Origin of the sequence: Sphingomonas sp. Root720 (assembly GCF_001428605.1) — a bacterium.
Lineage (GTDB): Bacteria > Pseudomonadota > Alphaproteobacteria > Sphingomonadales > Sphingomonadaceae > Rhizorhabdus.
This window is the reverse complement of record NZ_LMID01000001.1, coordinates 622,197-644,171: the sequence shown is the minus strand read 5'-3', so window position 1 is coordinate 644,171 and position 21,975 is coordinate 622,197. Positions and strand designations below refer to the sequence as shown.

Genomic DNA, 21,975 nt, shown 5'->3' with positions numbered 1-21,975 from the left:
TTCGGCCCATGGCCGACCCGCGTCCCGAACCGTCGATGGAAGACATTCTCGCTTCCATCAAGCGCATCATCCACGACGATCCCGTGCCGCCGCGCCCCGCCGGGGCCTCCATCGAGCCGCAACCGCGTGCGCAGGTGCAGCCGGAAGCACCGCGTGCGCCCGTCGCGCCGCCGCGTGCCGCCGCCGGCGATCCGCCGCCGCCCTGGCCCCACCGAGCGACCGATCCCACCCCACCCGATTCGATCCTCGAGCTGACCGACCGGGTGCCCGAGACCTTCCAGGCGCGGACGCACGCGGCCGCTCCGCAGCCATCGGCGCCGGCGGCGGTCTTCCCGCCGCCGCCCGGACCCGGGCCATCACCCGCACCGGTGCAACGCGCCGTCGAACGGTTGCGGCAGGCCGAGTCGGACATGCCCGAGCCGGCGCAGCGCCCGGTGCCGCGCGACCTGCTGCCCCGTACGCCCGCGCCGCGCGCGACCGGCGGCGACGTCACGCTCGACGCGCTGGTGCGGGAGATGCTGCAGCCGATGCTGGCCGACTGGATCGACCGCAACCTGCCCGACATGGTCGAGCGGATCGTCCAGGCCGAGATTCGGCGGATGACCGAAAAGGGCTGATCCTGGCGAGGCGCCGATCCCGCTGTACCAGTCGGATCACACAGTCTTGGCGAGGCCGGCCCTTTGGTCTACGTCCCTGCCATGCAGAAAACATCGCTTCTGGCCATCGGCCTGATCGCGGGTCTCGGCGCCGCCGCGCAGGCTCGCCCGCTCACCATCGACGACGTCGTCTCCCTCTCGCGCATCGGCGCCGCCGACGTGTCGCCGGACGGCCGCTGGCTGGTCTGGGACCAGCGCGAGACCGACATGGCCGCGAACAAGGGGCGCACCGACCTTTGGCGGCTCGACCTGACGAAGAAAGGCGCCGTCCCCGAGAAACTTGCGGCCGATCCGGCGAAGAACGAGGCGGCGCCCGCCTTCTCCCCCGACGGCAAATGGGTCTTCTTCACCGCCGACAAGGATGGCAAGAGCGCGATCTGGCGGATCGGGATCGGCGGCGGCGCGCCCGAACTGGTCGCCGACCAGGATGTGAGCGGCTTCAAGATCGCGCCGACCGGCGACAGGCTGCTCGTCTGGGCCGACCGGCCGGTCGGCGCCCGGTCGCTCGCCGATACCAAGGCGGCCGCGACCGGCGGCAGCGCGCGCACCTATGACGGCTATTTCGTCCGCCATTGGGACACATGGAGCGACGGTCGCCGCTCGCAGATCTTCGTGCTGCCGCTCGCCGGCGGCAAGGCGGACGGCGATGGCGTGGCGGTCGGCGGCGCACTTGTCGGCGATACGCCGTCCAAGCCCTATGGCGACGGCAGCGAGATATCCTGGAGCCGGGACGGCAAGACGGTCTACTTCACCCTGCGCGAGGCAGGCACGACCGAGCCGCTGTCGACCAATCTCGACATCTTCTCGGCGCCGGCCGACGGATCGGCGGCCCCGGTCAACCTGACCGACGCGAACGATGCGACCGACACGCTGCCGACGGTCTCGCCCGACGGCAGATGGCTGGCCTATGTCGCGATGAAGCGGCCGGCCTACGAAGCCGATCGCCAGGTGATCCAGCTTCGCAACCTCGCGACCGGCGAGACCAGGGCGCTGACCGAGGGCTGGGACCGCTCGGTCGGCAGCCTCGCCTGGAGCAAGGACGGCAGGACGCTCTATGCGACCGCGCAGGACACCGGCGACGACGCGGTCTTCGCGGTCGACGTCGCGACCGGCAAGCCGACCCGGCTGACCGGCGAAGGTACGGCGTCGGGCGTCCTCGCGACGCCCAAGGGTTATGTCTATACATTAAACAGCCTGACCGCACCGTCCGACTTCTATCTGGCGAACGGCATGAAGAGCGGTGCCAAGCCGGTACGGCTGACCTGGGTCAACAAGGACAAGCTCGCCGGCATCGATATGCCGAGCGTCGAGCATATCAGCTTCAAGGGCGCCGGCGGCGACACCGTCTGGGCTTATGTGATGAAGCCTGCCGGGCTGGCCGCTGGCGTCAAGGCGCCAATGGCGTTCCTGGTCCATGGCGGTCCGCAGAGCACGTTCGGCAATGGCTGGTCCTATCGCTGGAACCCGGCGCTGTTCACCGGCGCGGGCTATGGCGCGGTGATGGTCGATTTCCACGGGTCGACCGGCTATGGCCAGGCGTTCACCGATGCGATCAACAAGGACTGGGGCGGCAAGCCGCTCGAGGACCTCAAGCTCGGCTTCGCCGCCGCGACCGCGAAATATGATTGGCTCGACGGCGGCAATGCCTGCGCGGCCGGCGGCTCCTATGGCGGCTACATGATGAACTGGATCGCGGGCAACTGGCCCGACGGGTTCAAGTGCCTCGTCACCCATGCCGGCGTCTTCGACGCGCGCGCCATGGCCTATGAGACCGAGGAGCTGTGGTTCGACGAATGGGAGCATGGCGGCCCCTATTATGAGGTCGCCGCGAATTACGAGAAGTGGAACCCGGTCAACTACGTCGCCAAGTGGAAGACGCCGATGCTGATCATCCACGGCGAGAAGGATTTCCGCATCCCCTATACCCAGGGGATCGCCGCTTTCACCGCGGCCCAGCGCCGCGGCGTGGAATCGCGGCTGGTGGTCTATCCGGACGAGAACCACTGGATCCTCAAGCCGAAGAACAGCATCCAGTGGTACACCGAGGTGCTCGGCTGGATGGACAAGCACATCAAGGGCAAGTGAGGGCCGGGCGCGCTCCCTAAAACCGTCATTCCAGCGAAGGCTGGGATCTCGGGAGAATAGGGAGCGCGGCGGCCTGCTGAGATCCAAGCCTGCGCTGGGATGACGCATTGTGGGGCGGTGTGTAAAAACGGGTGGCGCGGCCCGGCCTCTCCCCGCTAAAGCCGGCGCCATCATGACGATCGACAAAACCTTCGACCCTGCCGCCATCGAGGCGCGCTGGTATTCCCATTGGGAGGATCAGGGCCTGTTCCGCCCGGAACGGCCCGATGCCGAGCCCTACACCATCGTGATCCCGCCGCCGAACGTCACCGGCAGCCTCCATATCGGCCACGCGCTCGACGATACGCTGCAGGACGTGCTGATCCGCCACGCCCGCCTGAAGGGCAAGGACGCGCTGTGGGTGGTCGGCACCGACCATGCCGGCATCGCGACCCAGATGGTGGTCGAGCGGCAGCTCAACGCCAAGGGGCAGAAGCGCACCGATTTCACCCGTGACGAGTTCATCGCCAAGGTGTGGGAATGGAAGGAAGAGAGCGGCGGCACGATCACCCGCCAGCTTCGCCGGCTCGGCGCCTCGTGCGACTGGGAGAACGAGCGCTTCACCATGGACGAGGGCTTCTCCAGGGCCGTCCTCAAGGTGTTCGTCGATCTCTATAACCAGAAGCTGCTCTACCGCGACAAGCGGCTGGTGAACTGGGATCCCGGCCTGAAGACCGCGATCTCCGACCTCGAGGTCGAGACGAAGGAAATCCAGGGCAAATTCTGGCACTTCTCCTATCCGCTCGCCGACGGTTCGGGCGCGATCTCGGTCGCGACGACGCGGCCGGAGACGATGCTGGCCGACATGGCGGTGGCGGTGAACCCCGAGGACGGCCGCTACCGGGCGCTGATCGGCCGGCAGGTGAAGCTGCCGATCACCGGCCGCCTGATCCCGATCGTCGCCGACGAGCATGCCGATCCCGAGCTGGGCTCGGGCGCGGTGAAGATCACCCCGGGGCACGATTTCAACGATTTCGAAGTGGGCAAGCGCGCGGGCTTCAAGCCGGCGGACATGCTCAACATGCTCGATGCCGAGGCGAAGGTCGTCCAGACTGCCGACGGGCTGATCCCCGCCGACTATCTCGGGCTCGACCGGTTCGAGGCGCGTGCGAAGGTGGTTGCGGCGATCGAGGCCGCCGGCCGGCTCGAGAAGATCGAGGACCGGGTGATCCAGACGCCTTATGGCGACCGCTCGGGCGTGGTGATCGAGCCGTGGCTGACCGACCAATGGTATGTCGATGCCGAGACGCTGGCCAAGCCCGCGATCGAGGCGGTGCGGTCGGGTGCGATCAGGGTCGTGCCCGAAAGCTGGACCAAGACCTATTATAACTGGCTCGACAACATCCAGCCCTGGTGCGTCTCGCGCCAGCTCTGGTGGGGCCATCAGATCCCGGCTTGGTACGACGCCGACGGCAACGTCTTCGTCGCCGAGGACGAGGCGGCCGCGCAGGCGCAAGCCGGCAGCGGCACGGCTCTGACCCGCGATCCCGACGTGCTCGACACCTGGTTCTCCTCGGCGCTGTGGCCGTTCGGCACGATCGGCTGGCCCGACGATGCCGGGCAGCAGCCGCCGGAGGCCTATCAGTCGGGCGGCGCCGCCGGGGGCTCGAAGCTCCAGCGCCATTATCCCAACGACGTGCTGATCTCGGGCTTCGACATCCTGTTCTTCTGGGATGCCCGGATGATCATGCAGGGCATCCACTTCATGGGCGAGGTGCCGTTCAAGACGCTCTACCTGCACGGCCTGGTCCGCGCGGCGGACGGCTCGAAGATGTCGAAGTCGAAGGGCAATACGGTCGATCCGCTCGGCCTGATCGACAAATATGGCGCCGACGCGCTGCGCTTCACGCTGACCGCGATGGAAAGCCAGGGGCGCGACATCAAGCTCGACGAGAAGCGGGTCGAGGGGTATCGTAACTTCGCGACCAAGCTGTGGAATGCCGCGCGCTTCGCGCAGGGCAACGGCATCGGCGCGTCCGCGACGATCGAGGCGCCGAAGGCCGAACTCGCGGTCAACCGCTGGATCATCGCCGAGACGGTCAAGACGGTGCAGGCGCTCGACCTCGCCATCGCCGACCTGCGCTATGACGAAGCCGCGAACACGATCTACCACTTCACCTGGGCGAGCTTCTGCGACTGGTATATCGAGCTGACCAAGCCGCTGCTTGCCGAGGGTGCCGATGCGGCACAGGCCGCCGAGACCCGCGCCGTCGCGGGCTGGGCGCTCGACCAGATCCTGGTCATGCTCCACCCGTTCATGCCCTTCATCACCGAGGAGCTGTGGCACGCGCTCGGCGAACGCGACTATGACATCATCGTCGCGAAATGGCCGATGGCCGATGCGCGCGCGATCGATCCGGCGGCGCAGCAGGAGATCGACTGGCTCATCCGGCTGGTGAGCGAGGTTCGCGCGGCGCGAACCGGGCTCAACGTGCCGCCGGGCGCGCGGCTTCCCGCCCATGCGCGCGGCGCGAGCGACGAGACCCGCGCACGGCTCGCTGCGAACGGCGTCGCGATCGCGCGGCTGGCGCGGATCGACCTGGCCGAGGGCGACGGCCCCGCAGGCGGCGCCGCGCAGGTGGTGGTCGACGAGGCGACCTACGTCCTGCCGCTCGAAGGGGTGATCGACCTCGACGCCGAACGCGCTCGCCTCTCGAAGGCTATCGCCGCGGCCGAGAAGGAGCGCGACGGCCTGGCAGGCCGCCTCGGCAATCCGGCCTTCGTCGAGAAGGCGAAGCCGGAGGCGGTGGAGAAGGCGCGCGCCGACCATGCCGAGAAGAGCCTCGAGGCCGAGCAACTGAGCGCCGCGCTCGCCCGCCTGGGCTGATCGCGGTGGCGGGGGGGCCGCAGAACCTGACCGAGGGGCCGATCGGCCGGACCCTGCTGCTGTTCGCCATCCCCACCCTGGCGGCGAACGTCCTCCAGTCGCTCAACGCGTCGATCAACATGATCTGGGTCGGGCGCTTCCTGGGCGAACAGGCGCTGGCGGCGACCGCGAATGCGGGCAACATCCTCTTCATGATCTTCTCCGCGCTGTTCGGGTGCAGCATGGCGGCGATGATCCTGGTCGGCCAGCATGTCGGCCGCAAGGACATCGACGGCGCCCGGCGCGTGGTCGGCGCGGCGGCGGCGCTGCTGCTCGGCATATCCTTCGTGATGATGGCGATCGGTATCGGCCTGACCGACAAGCTGCTCCATCTGCTCGGCACGCCGCGCGACGCCGCCCCGCTGGCGTCGGCTTACCTGAAGATGATGTTCTGGGGATTGCCGTTCAGCGCGATCATGGTCCTGATGATGATGACGTTGCGCGGCATCGGCGATGCGATGACGCCGCTGTGGTTCATGATCGTCGGCATAGTCCTCGACGCCGGGCTCAATCCTTTCCTCATCGCCGGCATCGGCCCCTTTCCCGAAATGGGGATCGTCGGATCGGCGGTGGCGACGTTGATCGCCAATGCGGTCGCGATGCTCGGCATGCTGGCCGTGGTCTATTGGCGCGACCTGCCGATCCGGCTGCGCGGGCGCGAGCTCGCCTATCTCGTGCCGGGTCCCGCGCTGATCCGCCTGATCTTCGGCAAGGGCGTGATGATGGGCCTGCAGATGTTCGTGCTCACCGCGGCCGCCCTGGTGATGGTCGGGCTGGTGAACCAGGCCGGCGTGATCGTGACCGCCGCTTACGGCGTCGCCTTCCAGCTCTGGAATTATATCCAGATGCCGTCGATGGCGGTGGCGTCGGCGGTCAGCGCTATGGCGGCACAGAATATCGGTGCCGGCCGCTGGGACCGGCTCGGTTCGATCACCCGCATCGGCCTGTTCTACAATTTCCTGATGACCGGCGTGCTGATCCTGCTGCTGTCGCTGCTCGACAGGCATGTGCTGGGCCTGTTCCTGGGGGCGGCCAGCCCGGCGATCGCGGTCGCGGCGCGCATCCATCTGCTGGCCAGCTGGAGCTTCCTCTTCTCCGGCGCGACGATGGTGCTGTTCGGCACGATCCGGGCGAACGGCGTAGTGCTGATGCCGCTGATCATCATGATCATCGGCCTGTTCGGCAGTCGACTGGGCTTCGCCATATTCGCGCGGCCCTGGCTGCACGTCGATGCGCTATGGTGGGCCTTCCCGGTCGGATCGATCGTCTCCGCCACGCTGACCTGGGCCTATTTTCGGCGGGGCGGCTGGAAGAAGGCATCGCTGGTCGACCAGGCCGAACGCGCCGAACACGCCGCCGCCTGACCGGCGGATCGGAGGGCGGCCGGCCTCGTCGTCAGCCCGCGGCGCGGGGCGTCATCACGGTGACGGCCCTCGCCGCGATCCGGGCGGTGAAGGGCGTTTTCGCCAGCACCTCGCCGTCGATCGACACCTTGAGCGGTGGAACGGTTTCGACGCCGATCTTGCGACCGCGATATTCGATCGTCGTGTCCTTGCGGGCCCGCAGCCGCAGCCAGCTGGTGAACCAGCTCCAGCCGAGCTGGGCGGGCGAGCGGCCGATCACCGCCTGAACCACGATCTCCCCGCTCTGGGGATCGGCCTCGTCGACCAGCTCGACGCCGCCATGATACGGTCCGTTGGCGATCCGGACCTCGAGCACGTCGAGCTCCTCGCGGACGCCGTCGCGGGTGACGATCAGCCGGAACGACTTGAACTTCATCGACTGCCACGTCGCCCAGATCAGATAGCCGAGCCGGCCGAGGCTCTTCTTGAGGAGGGGCGGGATCTGTCCGCCGATCTTGGTGGAAAGGCCGATCGCCGCGCAGTTGCAATAATAGTCGTCGTCGATCATCCCGAGGTCGATACGCCTCGGCTCGCCGGTGGCGATCACGTCGATCGCGCCGTCGAGGTCGAGCGGTATCGCGAGCGAGCGCGCAAAGCTGTTGGCGGTGCCGAGCGGCAGCACCGCGAAGACGACGTCGGTGCCGACGAGTTCGTCGACCGTGCAGGACAGCGAGCCGTCGCCGCCGCCCATGATCAGCATCGGCGGCTTGCGGGCGACCGCGGCCGCGACGATATCCGGAAGGGTCCCGGGTTTCTCGACCGCGATGGCGTCGATCAGCTCGACACCCGCCTCCTGCAGCCGGGTGCGGGCGAGTTCGAATTGCTTGCGGCCCTGCCGCGACAGCGCGTTGATGATGAGGATCGCCGCGCGCGGGGAATGTCTATCGTCCATGGGCAAGCAGAACGTCCGAAGACTGTTTCGGCTGCATATCGGTCGCCTATTTTCTGCACGGGCCACCGGGGAGCGCGAAGAGCGTTCCAGGATACCGGAAAGCATGGGCCAGCATGTCGTTGCGGCACGGCGCTTTTAGCGACTTCTCGGCGCGTGCAGGGGATGTTCAGCCGGCCATCGCCAGCACGACCGACGCCGGGAGCAAGGCCGGCTGGTCGGAAGCGATCAGCTGCCCCGAGGAGGCCGCGTCGCGGGCGACGCTGTCGATGGTGTCGAGCATCGCCCGGTCGAACCGCAGGCCGTAGTTGAAGCAGCGGGTAGGGTCATAAGCGGGCGTCCGGGCAGACGGATCGCACATCCCGCCGAGATGCACGCCGAGCACCGCGCCCGTGCTCCGGTCGTAGTAAAGGCCGCCCGACGAGCCAGGACTGGAGTTCGCCGAGGTCGAAAACAGACGGCTGCCGTTGGAGATGCGCGAGCCGTCGATCTCGTGATCCGCGCCGAGGGCAGGGAAGCGCCGGGCCTCGCCCTGCGTGATCCGGGCGCGCTGGTCCTGGGAAACACCCGACTGGAAGGCGACGAGCTCGACCACCGGCTTCATGGTTCCGGCGGCGATCGCGACCGAGGGGATGCTGGAGACCTTCATGGCCCTGGACAGTTTCAGCACCGCGAAATCGCGGGCGCTGTCGCCGCGGAACCGGGTTTCGGCCCAGGGCGACACCGCATAGCGGACCGTGGCGATCTCGCGGATGCTCTGGTCCCGGTTGAACAGGATGAAGATGCAGTTGCCGGGATCGCGGGCGATGGTCCGCTCGCCGTTCGCGTCGGGCTTGAAGAAGGTATGGGCGGCGGTCATGACGGTATCGGCCGTGCCGACGATCCAGCCCGTCGCATGGAGCGAGACGCCTCGCGTTCCAGGCTGCAGGCATTCGATCCGGCCGACGCCTTCGAAGCGACTCTCGTCGTCCGCCGTGAGGAAAGCCGAGGCGCTGTCGCGTTCGTCGGTCCCGAGGACCATCGCCGCCGCCGGAGCGAGGGCGAGGAGCTGCGCCGTGAGGCAGGCAAGCAGGGAGAGACGGCGAAGGATGCGGCGCGCACCCCCCGTGGGGATCGAACTGGCCATGTCGGTATCCGTCAGTCAGAGGTCAGGAGCGTCGCGCCGGGGGCGCGTGGACTGAAAGCGGTCAGCCGCTTGACGGAACGGACAGGGTGCGTCGCCGCACCGCCAGCGAGATTTCATACTCCGCGGGATATCCACGATCCTGGCGCTGTTCCTGCGCGATGCGGAGGAAGTTTTGCGCGGTCTCGAGCAGCAGGGCGGTCAGGCGATTGGTCAGATCGGTGTCGTTTGGCATCACGGCCTCCTCGACTCTCGCATCGCCCCGAAGCAGACGCCAGAATGTCCCAAGTGATACGCAAAACGACTGGTACGCGATAAGCCAACTCAGCGTTGGTGAGCCAAATATCCGTGAGAATTCAGTGATATCCAACAGTCCATTCGTCCTACGTAAATGTACCTTGGCCGCGAGTGGCGATCTCTAGACGAAGGTCGAAGGGCCTGCGGGAAACCCGTAGGCCGTTCGTATCGAAATCGACGATTCCGAGCGGATTCCGCTACGGAAGACGAACCATGCCGGCGCGGGCGGGAGCCGCCGAATCGAGTCGCGGCGCGCGGGGAGGGGGGCCTTGCGGCGCGGCCGGCGACCGCTGGATCGTTCGCATCCGATCGTACCGGATCACCCCTCGAGCTTGTTGTCCTGCCGCGATCTCCGCACCGGCAGATGATTTCATCTGCTTCGAAAGCGCTCTAAAGAAGCGCGCATGACTCAGCCCATCTTTCCTGCGCTTCGCCTGCGCCGCCCCCGCCGCCATGACTGGAGCCGCGCGCTCTTCGCCGAGAATGTCCTGACGCCGTCCGACCTGATCTGGCCGCTCTTCATCGCCAATGGCGACGAGGTGGAGGCGATCGGATCGCTGCCGGGCGTCTCGCGCTGGCCGCTGGCGCAGATCGCGGCGCGCGCAAAGGAGGCGCGCGACGCGGGCATCCCCTGTCTCGCACTGTTTCCGAACACCCCGCGCGACAGGCGCAGCGACGACGGGCGCGAGGCGCTGAACCCCGACAACCTGATGTGTCGGGCGATCCGGACGATCAAGGATGCGGTGCCCGACATCGGCGTACTGACCGACGTCGCGCTCGATCCCTACACGACCCATGGCCATGACGGCCTGGTCGATACGGGCGGTCACGTCCTCAACGATCCGACCAGCGAGGTGCTGGTCGGCCAGGCGCTCGTCCAGGCCGAGGCGGGGAGCGATATCGTCGCACCGTCCGACATGATGGACGGCCGGGTCGGCGCGATCCGTACCGCGCTGGAGGCGGGTGGCCATGTCGACGTGCAGATCATGGCCTATGCGGCCAAATATGCCTCGGCCTTCTACGGTCCGTTCCGCGACGCGGTCGACACGCGTGGCCTGCTCAAGGGCGACAAGAAGGGCTATCAGATGAACCCCGCTAACGCCGAGGAGGCGCTGCGCGAGGTGGCGCTCGACCTGGCCGAGGGTGCCGACAGCGTGATGGTGAAGCCGGGCCTGCCCTATCTCGACATCGTCCGTCTCGTGAAGGAGCGGTTCGAGGTGCCGGTGTTCGCCTACCAGGTGTCGGGCGAATATGCGATGATCGAACTGGCGGTCGCCGCCGGCGCCGCCGACCGCGACGCGATGGTGCTGGAAACCTTGATGGCGTTCAAGCGCGCCGGCGCCTCGGGCGTGCTCAGCTATCATGCGCTGCACGCGGCGCGGCTGATGGGCGCATGATCGAGACCGATCGTCTGGTGCTGCGGGGCTGGCGCGACGGCGATGCCGAGCCCTTCCTCGCGATGTGCACCGATCCGGCGGTGATGGAGTATCTCGGGCCGCCACTGGCCCGCGACGATGTCGACCAGGCGATCGAGCGGCAGAACGGCTTGCTCGACACCCACGGCCATTGCTTCTGGGCGGTCGAACGGCGCGAGGACGGCGCCTTCATGGGCTTTTGCGGCCTGAAGCCGGGCGCCGCCGGAACGCCGATCGAAGGACGGATCGAGATAGGCTGGCGGCTGGCGCGGCCCTATTGGGGCAAGGGCTATGCCCGCGAGGCGGCGCAGGCGTCGCTGGACTGGGGCTGGGCCAATCTCGACGCCGACGCCATCTGGGCGATCACCGTGCCCGCCAATGTCCGTTCCTGGGGGCTGATGGAGCGGCTCGGCATGGCGCGACACCACGATCTCGACTTCGATCATCCGCAGCCGGGCCTCGAGGAACGGCTCAAGGCCCATCTCACCTACAGCATCGAAAGACCGCGATGACCCCGACCATCCTGACCTTCGAGGGGACGACCCCGATGATCGACGATACCGCCTTCTTGGCACCGGGCGCGCGGGTGATCGGCGACGTCCATGTCGGCGCGGAGTCGAGCCTGTGGTACAATGTCGTCGTGCGTGGCGACGGCAACTACATCCGCATCGGCAAGCGCACCAACGTCCAGGACGGCAGCGTCATCCATATCTCGACCGGCACCTATCCTACGGTGATCGGGGACGACGTGCTGATCGGGCATATGGCGATGGTGCATGGCTGCACCCTCCACGACCGCGCCTTCGTCGGTTTCGGCGCGGTGGTGATGGACGGCTGCGTGATCGAGTCCGACGCGATGCTGGCGGCGGGGGCGATGCTGACTCCGGGCAAGCGCATTCCCAGCGGCCAGCTGTGGAGCGGCCGCCCGGCGCGCTACATGCGAGACCTGTCGCCGGAGGAGATCGCCGGCAACCAGAAGGGCGTCGCGGCCTATGTCCGGGAAGCCGGCCGCCACCGCAAGGCGATCGCCGAGCAAGGATGACGGTGGAATGGGAGGGCGTTGCCGCGTCCCGCTCGCGCGCCTATCTTCGCCGCATATCCCCATCGAGGTTCCATTCCCATGTCCACCCATGAAGATCGGCTGAAGGCGCTCCGCGAGGAACTGGCGCGTCGCAAGCTGGACGGTTTCGTCGTGCCGCTGACCGACGAGCATATGAGCGAATATGTCGGCGCCTATGCGCAGCGGCTGGCCTGGCTGACCGGTTTCCAGGGCTCGGCCGGCTCGGCGGTGGTGCTGCCGGCGGAGGCGGCGATCTTCGTCGACGGGCGCTACACCTTGCAGGTGCGCGAGCAGGTCGACGGCGAGCATTGGAGCTATCAGTCGGTGCCGCAGACCAGCACCGCGCAGTGGCTCGAGGAACATGCCCCGAACGGTGGACGAATCGGCTATGATCCCTGGCTCCACACCAAGGGCTGGGTGACGGCGGCGCGCAAGGCGCTGGCGGCGAAGGGCGCCGAGCTGGTCGCGGTTGACACCAACCCGGTCGATACCATCTGGCCCGATCGGCCGATGCCGTCCAAGGCGCGGCTTGTGGTGCAGCCCGATGCGCTGACCGGCAAGACATCGGCAGCCAAGCGCGCCGACGTGGCCGACTGGCTGAGCGCGAAGGGTGCCGACGCGGCGGTACTGTCGGCGCTCGATTCGATCGCCTGGACCTTCAACATCCGCGGTCAGGACGTCGACCGGACCCCGGTCGCGCTCGCCTACGCCATCGTCCACGAGGATGCGACGGCGGACCTCTACGTCGCCCCCGACAAGATCGACGATGCGGTGCGCGCCCATCTCGGCAACGGCGTGCGGCTGCACGATCGGACCGCCTTCGAAGCCGCACTCAGGGCGCTCGACGGCAAGACCGTCGCGGTCGACCCCGAACGCGGCGTCGCCGCGATCTTCGAGGCGCTCGAGGCGGGCGGCGCAAAACTGATCGAGGAACGCGATCCGGTCGTGCTGGCCAAGGCGATAAAGAACCCGGTCGAGATCGCCGGGCACAAGGCTGCGCAGGCGCGCGACGGCGCCGCGCTCAGCCGCTTCCTCCACTGGCTGTCGGTCGAGGCGCCGAAGGGCGGGCTCGACGAGATCCAGGCCTCGGACAGGTTGCAGGCGTTCCGCGCCGAAGGCGGGCTGCTCAAGGACCTGTCCTTCGACACCATCTCGGGCGCGGGGGCGAACGGCGCGGTCGTCCACTATCGTGCCAGCGACGAGACCAAGCGGACGCTCGAGCCCAACTCGCTCTATCTGGTCGATTCGGGTGGGCAATATCAGGATGGCACCACCGACGTGACGCGCACCGTGGCGATCGGCACGCCGACCCGCGAGATGCGCGACCGCTACACCCGCGTGCTCAAGGGCCATGTCGCGATCGCCCGCGCCGTTTTCCCCCATGGCACGCGCGGCGGTCAGCTCGATATCCTCGCGCGGCAATATCTGTGGGCGGCAGGGCTCGACTATGCGCATGGCACCGGCCACGGCGTCGGCGCCTATCTGTCGGTGCATGAGGGGCCGCAGCGGATCGCGACCTTCGGTGGCGGCGACGAGCCGCTCCAGCCCGGCATGATCCTTTCCAATGAGCCCGGTTATTACAAGGCGGGCGAATATGGGATCAGGATCGAGAATCTGATCCTGACCGTGCCGATGGAGATCGAGGGCGCGGAGAAGGAGATGCTCGGCTTCGAGACGCTGACCTTTGCGCCTTATGAGCGTGCGCTGATCGACGTGGCGATGCTTGATGCGGGGGAGATCGCCTGGATCGACGCCTATCATGCGAAGGTCCGCGAGGTGGTCGGCCCGCAGCTCGACGGCGACAGCGCGACATGGTTGCGGGGGTCGACCGCACCGCTGCTTGAAAGCGGCGCGGCGCGCTCATAAAATCGATTGCCGGTGGGACGAGTCGAGTCTCTCTGCCGGCCGGTTTTGCCGTCCGTTGCTTGGCAGGGGGGAGTGGGCTGACGCGCGCGATGAAGCCGTTACGCCGGATCATTACGTGTCTACTCATCGCTCCGGCGGCCTGGACGGCCGCGCACGGGGCCGCCCCGCTATGGAGTCCGCAGGACCTCGGGCAGCGGCTGCTCGCCGCGCACAATGCCGAGCGCGTCCGACTCGGTATCCCGCCGCTCAAGTGGAGCGACAAGCTCGCCCGCCAGTCTCTCGAATGGGCGCGGCAGCTGACCCTGATCGACGGGCTCGAACATAGCGACACCGCCGATTATCTGGACCCGACCGACGGCGAGGAGGGCGAGAATCTCTGGCGCGGCACCAAGGGCTATTATACGCCCGAGCAGATGGTGAACCTGTGGGTCGACGAGCGGAAGATCTTCGTCAACGGCCCGTTCCCGCGCAACAGCACCACCGGCCAGTGGCGCGACGTCGGCCATTATACCCAGCTGATCTGGCGATCGACGACCGAGGTCGGCTGCGCGATCGCGGCCAGCGAGGAGGACGAGGTACTGGTCTGCCGCTATCTCGAAGGCGGCAATGTGATCGGCGAGAAGCCCTACTGATCCGAGGGTTCGGGGCGACGGCCCCGATCGGCGCCGGGTTCGTCCTGCTCGTCCAGCGCCCGCGCCTGCGCCTTGCGGCGGTGCAGATTGGCGCGCAACGCCTGCGCCAGCCGCGCGGCGCGCTCGTCATGGGGCTTGGGTTCGGCCTTCTTCATCGGCCGATCGATAGACTTATCGAAAGATGATCGGCAAGCCGCCTTGACGTAGGCCGCCGCATTGTCCATAGGCCCGCCACACCGCCGGAGACGACGTCCCCGGCATGCCCGCAAATGCTGGCAGTGCTGCCGTAGCTCAGTGGTAGAGCGCATCCTTGGTAAGGCTGAGGTCGTGAGTTCAATCCTCACCGGCAGCACCACGCACCCCCCGAAAACGGGGCGAAGAGAGAGTCTGGTGTAGCTCTCTCGAAAACCTCCGCAGTTGCGGGGGAATTTCACGCTTAGCTTTGAATTATGTGGCGGGAGACTGCCCGGTATCGGGCCATTTCTCCGGCGATTCGGAGCGCCGTCTCGGATCGCAAAAGGCCTGACCACAAATCTGGTATCGGCGAAAAGAAGAGGCGCGCCAATGGCGCGCCTCGGAAGTGCAGCATGGCGATTCCGGTGAGGTGAACACGCGAGGAAGCTCGACAGAATATGTTCGATTATATCGAGATGTTCTACAACCTGGTGCGCAAGCACGTCAGGAACGGGATGCTGCCACCCATCGAGTTCGAACGACAGCAGATTTTGAAAGCGGAAGGCGTCTAGAAAACTAGGGGCTACTCAAACATCGACACCCCAATGAGTTTTAATGTCGATCACGCCGTCTAACCGTTCTGCCTAAGCGAGCTGGCGGCTGGTCATCGGTTCAGATAATATGCCTGAATTCCAGACCTATCGTTCGAGGTGCCGAGCCATAGATTTGTCCTGTGCCCGCTGTACTCGATAGAATTCGCGCGGGTGTCCTGTCTTTCAGAATATTCCTCACGGATAAACCTACATTCCATCGTCCGTGATCGACAGAAAAGAGCCAGTCGAGGAAAAATCTGGAAGGTGTCCTCTCGAAATAGCGGTCGGTTCGGTTAAACGCGGATGTCATCCCTCCAACAAATCCCAGTTCCAGCCTCGACATGACCGATAGGTTCGTCGACAGAGGCCGGCGGTGCTGCAAGCTCGCGTGAACGGCTATATTCGGCGTGTTGGGAAGGCGGTCTCCTTTTTTTGCGATCGCCCCGTTGAAACCAATCGGGCTGTCTTGTGTCAATCGGGCATCTATGAAGCTGACCCGGCCCTGTATCGTCGTCCTGGAACGAATGGCGTAGGAGACTTCGGCTTCCGCGCCTTGGGAAATCGCACCGCCCACGTTGCTGTTATATCCGAATGCTCCGTTGCTGGTCGCGAAGGGGGTGATCATATTGAGCCAGTAGATCCGGTAGACATCGATGTTCAGAGCCATCCGATTACCGGGCGTTCGCAGTTTCATCCCAAGTTCCAGATCGATCAAGCGATCCGCTCCATAGGTCTGAATATCGTTTGTCAACGACGGTGCGATATTAACGCCGCCGGGGCGAAAGCCTTGGGAAATCTGCCCGTAAAGCAGGATGGTTTTGGCCGGCCGGTACGAGAGCAGCAACTTCAGGTTGGAACCGCTCTCGCTGGTCTCGTAACTTCCTTCCTGCAAGGCGGCAGTACCCGTGATGGGATTGGGGATATTGACCTTTGCACTCGCGCGCCGCTGGTATCGAAACAGACGGCCTCCCAGAGTAAGCGCCCAAGCGCTGTCCAATGGCCTCGTCCACTCGCCGAAAACTGCTTGTTGCGTCAGGCTGCTCCGCAGCGTTCTAAGGCCGGTGATATCGAGCGGCTGGATCAGGCTTCCATTCTTGGCTTCGGCCAGGACGGCATAGCTGTAAATATGCTCGCGCCTACGCTCCAGATATATGCCGGCAGTCCAGTTGGCAGCGTCGCTGGAGATGCGCAGTTCTCCACTCTCGCTGCCCAAGCTCATTGGCTGATACACTAATCCTGGCAGACGCGTATCTATGAACGCAGCGAAATCTCGTATCTGAGATTCAGAGCATTGGCTTTCGCCAATAAGTAAGAAGTAGTTTCGGCAAGCAATCGGGTCAATCTTCTGAGCATTTAAAATGGTGGTGTAATCCATTAGTCGGACGATGTGCCAATCATAACGGGAGGCGGACAATGTTGCAGAAATATCTCCGAGATTATACTCGAACTTAAGATTGTATACGCCTAACCTGTTGCGCTGTGGTGTTCTTGTAGATTGATTGTTAATATAATATCCTTGGTCCCGATACCAGAAGTTCGTATCGCTGACTTTGGTATGTTGATAGATGGCAGATGCGGTGATCTTGGCGCCGGCCGTTGGAGACCATTCGATCGCAATACGGCCACCTGTTTTCTCGACTTGTCCCAGATCGGTAAGGTTGAGGTGCGGGTTCCGTATCCGGCCACCGATATGACGGTTGTATATCGAGAACCGGGCAGCGAGGCGGTCGTGAACGAGGGGGGCGTTGAAAATCAGAGACGCCGAACGGCCGGGGCCGGCGCCACTACTTTGCTCAACGCCCGCCCGCGCTTCGCCATGCCAGGCAGTGGGATCCGGCCGGTTGAACAGCATTTTTATCACGCCGCCCATCGCGCTCGCGCCATAGAGCGTACCCTGGGGGCCTCGTAATATCTCCATTCTATCAACGTCCACTAGATCGAGATCCGGCGATATCGCGCCAGGGTCGAACGTCGTGCCACCCGGTCCGGCGATAGCCGTCTCGTCATAATAAACGCCAACGGTGGGTTCTCCGGAACCGACAATTCCCCGGATCGCCAGCCGCTGCTGCCCGACGGCGGAGTCCAGCACGGTCAATTCCGGGTGCCCGCGGGCCACGGTCCTGATATCGCGCATCCCCAAACTGATCATGGTCTGACCGAGCTCCACCGTCATGCTTACGGGGGTATCGGAGATGATCGTAGGGCGTTTTAACGCGGTGACGACGATTTCCGGCGCGCTGTCGTCCGGTGTCGTCGCTGGGCGGCGTGAAGCGATCGGCGATCGCGTTATCATCAGTGCATTTCGCGACAGCCACCGCACTTCGAGTTGATGGCGCATCAGGAGCTGACGCAGCAGGGCGTGCGCCGATCGGTTTTTCTGGCCCGCGGTCACATTGAGGCCCCGCACGATTTCGGGGTCCAGCAGAAGCTGCCAACCGGCTTGTCGGGCCAGCTCGGTGAGAGCGTTCTCCAGCGATCCTGCTCGAAGTGTAATCAGCGGAGCTGCGGCTATCGCGCTCGCATCATGAAGCCCGAAGATCAGCAGGGCACAGATAATCGCCGTGGAAGTCTTGCTGATAATAAGCCGCAGGCAGCCGGCGGGAAAGCGAGCGCGACAGGCGAACCGAACATTCTCACCGGCATTCACGGGACTAGGCTAGCTCCAGGGCATCAGTGCTACATTGACATAGGAAGACAGGTAAGTCTTATAAAGATTGCGTGGCGCGTCTGCCTCAGTGACGGGACGTGAAAGGCGACATAGAGGGTTGAATGTCGGCACAAGCTAAGCGGCGTGACGCGCCGGCGCACTTTCTCGGTTATCTGAGCGCGGTTCGATCGTTCCTGTCGAAGCGGGTTCATTCTAACGATGTCGACGACATGGTGCAGGACGTAGCTCTGAGGATGCACCAGCGCGCGGCGAGCGATGAGATCGACAATATCGAAGGATATGTGTTTCAGGTCGCTCGCAGCGTCATGGCCGATTATGGACGGCGCGACCAAAGTCGATCGGCGTCGCTTCACGACGGTCTTGATGATCGCAACCATCCGGTCGAACGTCGATCACCTGATCGCGTCGTCGAAGATCGCCAGCGCCTGAACCAGACCATGGACGCCTTGCGGCGGTTGCCGTCGCGGTCCCGGCAAGCCTTCGTGCTTCATCGTTTCGATGAAATGAGCTATTCGGAGATCGCTATTCACATGGGTATTTCCGTCAGCGCGGTGGAAAAGAATATCATGCGGGCAATCAGGCAGCTGGCTACCTATCAATCGCTATGAACGCTTCCCGATTCACGAACCCATCCGACCGGGCATATGATGAAGCCGCGCTTTGGTATGCGCGTCATCATTCGGGAAATATGACGGCGGAGGAGGTGTCTGCCTTCGGCGCATGGCAGGCGGAAGCTGAGGACAACCGGGCGGCTTGGCGGGCTATCGACTCGGCTCATCACGCGGCCGGCAGTGTTGCAAATTTTCCCGAAATGGCGGTATTGCTCGAAGAAGCGCGGGGGCGGAGGGGCGCGCGAGGTTTCGCGCCCTGGCAGGTCGCGGCGTCCGTGGCGCTGCTTTTGACTGGGGCGAGCGCCATCGGCCTGTACGGCTTGGCTTCGCGTCAATCGGCCGCGCCGGCATCCGCGCTGGTTCAGACCTACAGGACCGGGATCGGCGAACGAAAAACGATCACGCTGGCGGATGGCTCCGTGGTGACGCTTGATACAAGCTCGACGCTCAATGTGCTGCACTGGGCAACCGAGAGGCGTGTCTCGCTCGTAGGCGGAGAAGCCTTCTTCCGCGTAGCGAAAGATGCGGCGCGTCCCTTTATCGTGCAGACCGCGAGTGGCAATGTTCGCGCGCTCGGCACGGCTTTTTCGGTGCGGACCATCGATCGCGGCTTCCGCGTCGCGCTGACCGAAGGAAAGGTAAGGGTCGCGATCCCGGCCGAGGAGAGCCAGGAGATGCTCACCCCCGGACAGATGCTGACCTATGATGGCGCGGTGATCCGGCGGAATCTCGACGGTGCGGAGAAAGCCACGCGCTGGCTGTCGGGCGAACTCGTTTTCCAGAATGTGGCGATCGCGGATGCGATTGCCGAAATGAACCGCTATTCGACGCGCAAGCTTTTGTGGGCGGGCGACACGACAGCGGGCCAGCGGAAGCTGAGTGGGGTCTTCAAGACCGGGGATGTGCATACATTCGTCCGGGCTTTGTCGGCCTATGGAATGGCCCGGATCCAGACGGAAAATGCGGCCGAGGTCAAGCTCGTCGGCGCCTAGCCTGATCGCCGGTTCGTGCTCCGCGAAGACGGCGCGGCGACCGAGGGCCTGGGTGACCAAATATTGCGCAGCAGATCGGCTTTGCGCGGCGTAACTTGGTCTCCAACGGAATTCGAACTGATTTCTTCACCGGCTCTCCAGGGAGGCGGCGTTCAAAAGGATCGGCTTGGCCGCCTTACTCCGCAGAATAAAAATTTGCGCCGCCGAGGTGAGGTAGGTCCGCCCCGTTGCGTCTTGGTGGCCGGGTGAGATCGAAAACGGTGTGCCCGACCACATGCACATTGCACAAAGGGGCTCTATTCATGTCGCTGAAATCACTTGGCTTCGCGTTGCTTTTTACGGCCAGCATACCGGCTATTGCTTCGGCCCAGGAAGTGTCGGCCGTCGAAAACGAGGCAGTCGCTGATATCGTGGTTACGGCTTTGCGTCGCGACACCACCCTTCAGAAGACGCCGATCAGTATTTCAGCGATCAGCGGCGATACGCTGAACAAGGTTGGTGCGACGTCCATCAACGATTATTTCCGTCAGGTGCCGAACCTGCAGGTCGAGGGAAATGCTCCCGCTGCACGTCGTATCACCATCCGCGGCGTGCGCAGCACAGGTGAATCGACCGTCGGTCTCTATTTCGACGAGACGCCGCTCACCGGACCGGCGGGCGTTGCCGCGGACGCCGGATTGACGAACCCGGATATCAACCTCTTCGACGTGGAGCGCGTCGAGGTGCTGCGCGGTCCCCAGGGAACGTTGTTCGGTTCGGGCTCGATGGGCGGCACGGTCCGCATGATCTACAACAAGCCTGCCGCAACCGAGATCGCTGGCACGGTCGAAGCGCAGGGCACGGTGACCAAGGACGGCCAGCCGGGCTTCTACGTGAAGGGCATGATGAACCTGCCGATTGCGAGGGACACGCTCGCGCTCCGTGTGGTGGCGTATAAGGAAAACAGGGGCGGCTTCATCGACGTTCCGGGTCTGAACCGGAATAATGTGAACGACGTCAAATCCTATGGCGGACGGGCGATGCTCCGCTTCACCCCCGATGACCGCCTGGCGATCAACTTGAGCGCTAGCTATCAGGACAACAAGTTGGGCGGCCCCACCAATTATAACACCGCTCTCGGCGCCTATAACGCTCAGGCGGAGGCGATCGGCCCCGGCAGCGACCGGCTTCAGCTCTACAATGCGGCGGTGACCTACAAACTGCCTTTCGATGCGACATTGACGGCGACGGTCTCCCATTATGACTGGAAGATATTGCGCAACATCGACTACACGACGGCGCTGCGCTCCCTGCGGACCAACGCGACGTCATGCCGGAATTATATCGGCGTCGCGGCCTGTAACAGCAGCCAGCTGGCGACCTACACGGCCTATGCGGACAGCCTTCTTCCCAGCCTACTGCATCAGCCCTGGGATCTGAAAGCGTGGGTCTACGAGGGCCGGATCTCGGGCAGCGTTGCCGATGATCTGCTGAGCTACACGCTCGGTGTCTATCACGACAGCCGCAAGGACCATGCGGAAAGCCAAGTTGGTAAGGCAGATGTGAACGGCGATCTGATCGAGCCGATCATTTTTGCGTCGCGGCGTGTCGTGGAAACCGACGTCAAGCAGACGGCCTTCTTCGGAGAGGTTTCGGTGAAGCCCTTCGAGGCGCTCACGCTGACCGGCGGCGCGCGCCGTTTCTCCTACGACAAGAGGGTTTTCGGCCAGGTCCTGATCAGCAACTTCGTAACCCAGTCCTATGCCGGCCCGGCCACGACGGCCGATGCCAGCTCGAAGGGCTGGGTGTACAAGCTCAACGCCAGTTTCCAGCTCGATCCCAACATCATGCTGTACGGGACCGCTTCGTCGGGATTTCGTCCCGGCGGCGCGAACAACATTCCCGGCATCGCCAGCACGCTTGTCGTCTATCAGCCGGACAGTCTGTGGAATTATGAACTCGGCGCGAAGACGCAGCTCTTCGACCGGCTCCTGACGTTGAACACGGCGATCTACCGGATCGACTGGAAAGATATGCAGGTGTCCGGCCGAAGCGCCACCGGCGTGTTCTCGTACCTTACCAATGCAGGCAAGGCCCGCATCGAAGGCGCCGAGATCGAGGCGGTTCTCACGCCCATGCGCGGGCTATCCCTGAACAGCGCACTGGGTTTTGTCGATGCCAAGCTCAGCGAGGATCAGCTCAATCCCGGGCTGGCTGCTACCGGATCGACCGGCCTCAAGGGTGATCGCATCCCGAACGTCCCGAAGTTCACCTTTGCGGGCGGGATCGATTATCGCTGGGATGTGAATGATCGCGTCCGCGCTACGGTGAATGTGAACTTCACGCACAGCGCGGGCAGCTATTCGGAATTCCGTCCCACCTACGTCTATTACGAACGGAACTCGGCCTATCAGAACCTGGGCGCGCGCCTCGGGGTCGAATTCGATCGCAGTCTAACGATCCAGTTCTTCGTTCAAAACCTGCTGAACGAGAAGGATCCGATCCTGCTCACCTCCAACGCGACCGACGTGGAATCGGCTTTGACCCTCCAGCCGCGCACCTTCGGCGTCATGGCGCGCAAGACTTTCTGACGATGTGGATGTCCGGGCGCACCCGGCGCCCGGACA

17 protein-coding genes, 1 tRNA gene and 1 pseudogene are annotated in these 21,975 nt (G+C 64.6%); 14 read left to right on the top strand and 5 right to left on the bottom strand.

What is annotated here, in order from left to right; translation table 11 throughout:
- Window positions 1-8: 8 nt before the first annotated feature.
- The 4 genes from ASE22_RS27475 (at window position 9) to ASE22_RS02940 (ending at window position 7,010) form a co-directional block, all read left to right on the top strand.
- Window positions 9-617: a DUF2497 domain-containing protein gene (locus tag ASE22_RS27475; protein WP_056354729.1), complete on the top strand. Its 609-nt coding sequence runs from the start codon at window positions 9-11 to the stop codon at window positions 615-617.
- Between the two features lie 81 nt (window positions 618-698).
- Entirely contained in the window at window positions 699-2,741 is a 2,043-nt protein-coding gene (locus ASE22_RS02950) for a dipeptidyl-peptidase 5 (RefSeq protein ID WP_056354728.1), read from the top strand.
- 172 nt (window positions 2,742-2,913) lie between these two features.
- Window positions 2,914-5,607 carry a valine--tRNA ligase gene (locus ASE22_RS02945; RefSeq protein WP_056354725.1) on the top strand — a complete coding sequence of 898 codons (2,694 nt, stop codon included), beginning with the start codon at window positions 2,914-2,916 and terminating at the stop codon, window positions 5,605-5,607.
- Between the two features lie 5 nt (window positions 5,608-5,612).
- The gene (locus ASE22_RS02940) at window positions 5,613-7,010 is read left to right on the top strand and encodes an MATE family efflux transporter (protein WP_056354722.1); all 1,398 of its coding nucleotides are present in this window, start codon (window positions 5,613-5,615) and stop codon (window positions 7,008-7,010) included.
- A 31-nt stretch (window positions 7,011-7,041) separates the two neighbouring features.
- Here the strand turns inward: ASE22_RS02940 and ASE22_RS02935 are convergent, their stop codons facing one another.
- The 3 genes from ASE22_RS02935 to ASE22_RS26620 form a co-directional block, all read right to left on the bottom strand.
- Window positions 7,042-7,941, bottom strand: coding sequence for a diacylglycerol/lipid kinase family protein (locus ASE22_RS02935; protein ID WP_056354720.1), 900 nt, complete (start codon window positions 7,939-7,941; stop codon window positions 7,042-7,044).
- 166 nt (window positions 7,942-8,107) lie between these two features.
- Window positions 8,108-9,064, bottom strand: coding sequence for a trypsin-like serine peptidase (locus ASE22_RS02930; protein WP_056354717.1), 957 nt, complete (start codon window positions 9,062-9,064; stop codon window positions 8,108-8,110).
- A 61-nt stretch (window positions 9,065-9,125) separates the two neighbouring features.
- Window positions 9,126-9,296: a hypothetical protein gene (locus tag ASE22_RS26620; protein WP_156397375.1), complete on the bottom strand. Its 171-nt coding sequence runs from the start codon at window positions 9,294-9,296 to the stop codon at window positions 9,126-9,128.
- Between the two features lie 466 nt (window positions 9,297-9,762).
- Here ASE22_RS26620 and hemB point away from each other — a divergent pair, with 466 nt between their 5' ends.
- The 5 genes from hemB (at window position 9,763) to ASE22_RS02905 (ending at window position 14,331) form a co-directional block, all read left to right on the top strand.
- On the top strand, window positions 9,763-10,755 hold the full coding sequence (gene hemB, locus ASE22_RS02925; RefSeq protein WP_056354714.1) for a porphobilinogen synthase: 993 nt from the start codon (window positions 9,763-9,765) through the stop codon (window positions 10,753-10,755).
- Window positions 10,752-11,285: a GNAT family N-acetyltransferase gene (locus ASE22_RS02920; protein ID WP_056354713.1), complete on the top strand. Its 534-nt coding sequence runs from the start codon at window positions 10,752-10,754 to the stop codon at window positions 11,283-11,285. The genes hemB and ASE22_RS02920 overlap by 4 nt, the downstream gene beginning before the upstream one ends.
- Complete coding sequence (locus ASE22_RS02915) at window positions 11,282-11,815, top strand: gamma carbonic anhydrase family protein (RefSeq protein ID WP_056354710.1); 534 nt, start codon at window positions 11,282-11,284, stop codon at window positions 11,813-11,815. The genes ASE22_RS02920 and ASE22_RS02915 overlap by 4 nt, the downstream gene beginning before the upstream one ends.
- Window positions 11,816-11,893: 78 nt before the next feature.
- Window positions 11,894-13,699 carry an aminopeptidase P family protein gene (locus ASE22_RS02910; protein WP_056354707.1) on the top strand — a complete coding sequence of 602 codons (1,806 nt, stop codon included), beginning with the start codon at window positions 11,894-11,896 and terminating at the stop codon, window positions 13,697-13,699.
- Between the two features lie 89 nt (window positions 13,700-13,788).
- Entirely contained in the window at window positions 13,789-14,331 is a 543-nt protein-coding gene (locus ASE22_RS02905; protein WP_056354703.1) for a CAP domain-containing protein, read from the top strand.
- Here the strand turns inward: ASE22_RS02905 and ASE22_RS27245 are convergent.
- Entirely contained in the window at window positions 14,325-14,486 is a 162-nt protein-coding gene (locus ASE22_RS27245; RefSeq protein WP_200933242.1) for a hypothetical protein, read from the bottom strand. The two genes, ASE22_RS02905 and ASE22_RS27245, sit on opposite strands and share 7 nt — an antisense overlap.
- Before the next feature lie 125 nt (window positions 14,487-14,611).
- Here ASE22_RS27245 and ASE22_RS02895 point away from each other — a divergent pair.
- Window positions 14,612-14,686 (top strand) — tRNA-Thr (locus tag ASE22_RS02895).
- A 253-nt stretch (window positions 14,687-14,939) separates the two neighbouring features.
- Window positions 14,940-15,077: pseudogene (locus tag ASE22_RS26615) on the top strand (IS3 family transposase); the annotation flags it as partial.
- Window positions 15,078-15,177: 100 nt separating this feature from the next.
- Here ASE22_RS26615 and ASE22_RS02890 read toward each other — a convergent pair.
- A complete protein-coding gene (locus ASE22_RS02890) occupies window positions 15,178-17,745 on the bottom strand; it encodes a TonB-dependent receptor (RefSeq protein ID WP_056354698.1) in 2,568 nt (855 codons plus the stop codon).
- 122 nt (window positions 17,746-17,867) lie between these two features.
- Here ASE22_RS02890 and ASE22_RS02885 point away from each other — a divergent pair, with 122 nt between their 5' ends.
- From ASE22_RS02885 to ASE22_RS02875, 3 genes are all read left to right on the top strand, one after another.
- Complete coding sequence (locus tag ASE22_RS02885; RefSeq protein ID WP_082545714.1) at window positions 17,868-18,374, top strand: RNA polymerase sigma factor; 507 nt, start codon at window positions 17,868-17,870, stop codon at window positions 18,372-18,374.
- Window positions 18,371-19,369, top strand: a complete 999-nt coding sequence (locus ASE22_RS02880; RefSeq protein ID WP_082545715.1) for a FecR family protein — start codon at window positions 18,371-18,373, stop codon at window positions 19,367-19,369. Before ASE22_RS02885 ends, ASE22_RS02880 begins: the two co-directional genes overlap by 4 nt.
- Window positions 19,370-19,671: 302 nt before the next feature.
- Window positions 19,672-21,939: a TonB-dependent receptor gene (locus tag ASE22_RS02875; protein WP_056354686.1), complete on the top strand. Its 2,268-nt coding sequence runs from the start codon at window positions 19,672-19,674 to the stop codon at window positions 21,937-21,939.
- The last annotated feature ends 36 nt before the right edge of the window (window positions 21,940-21,975 follow it).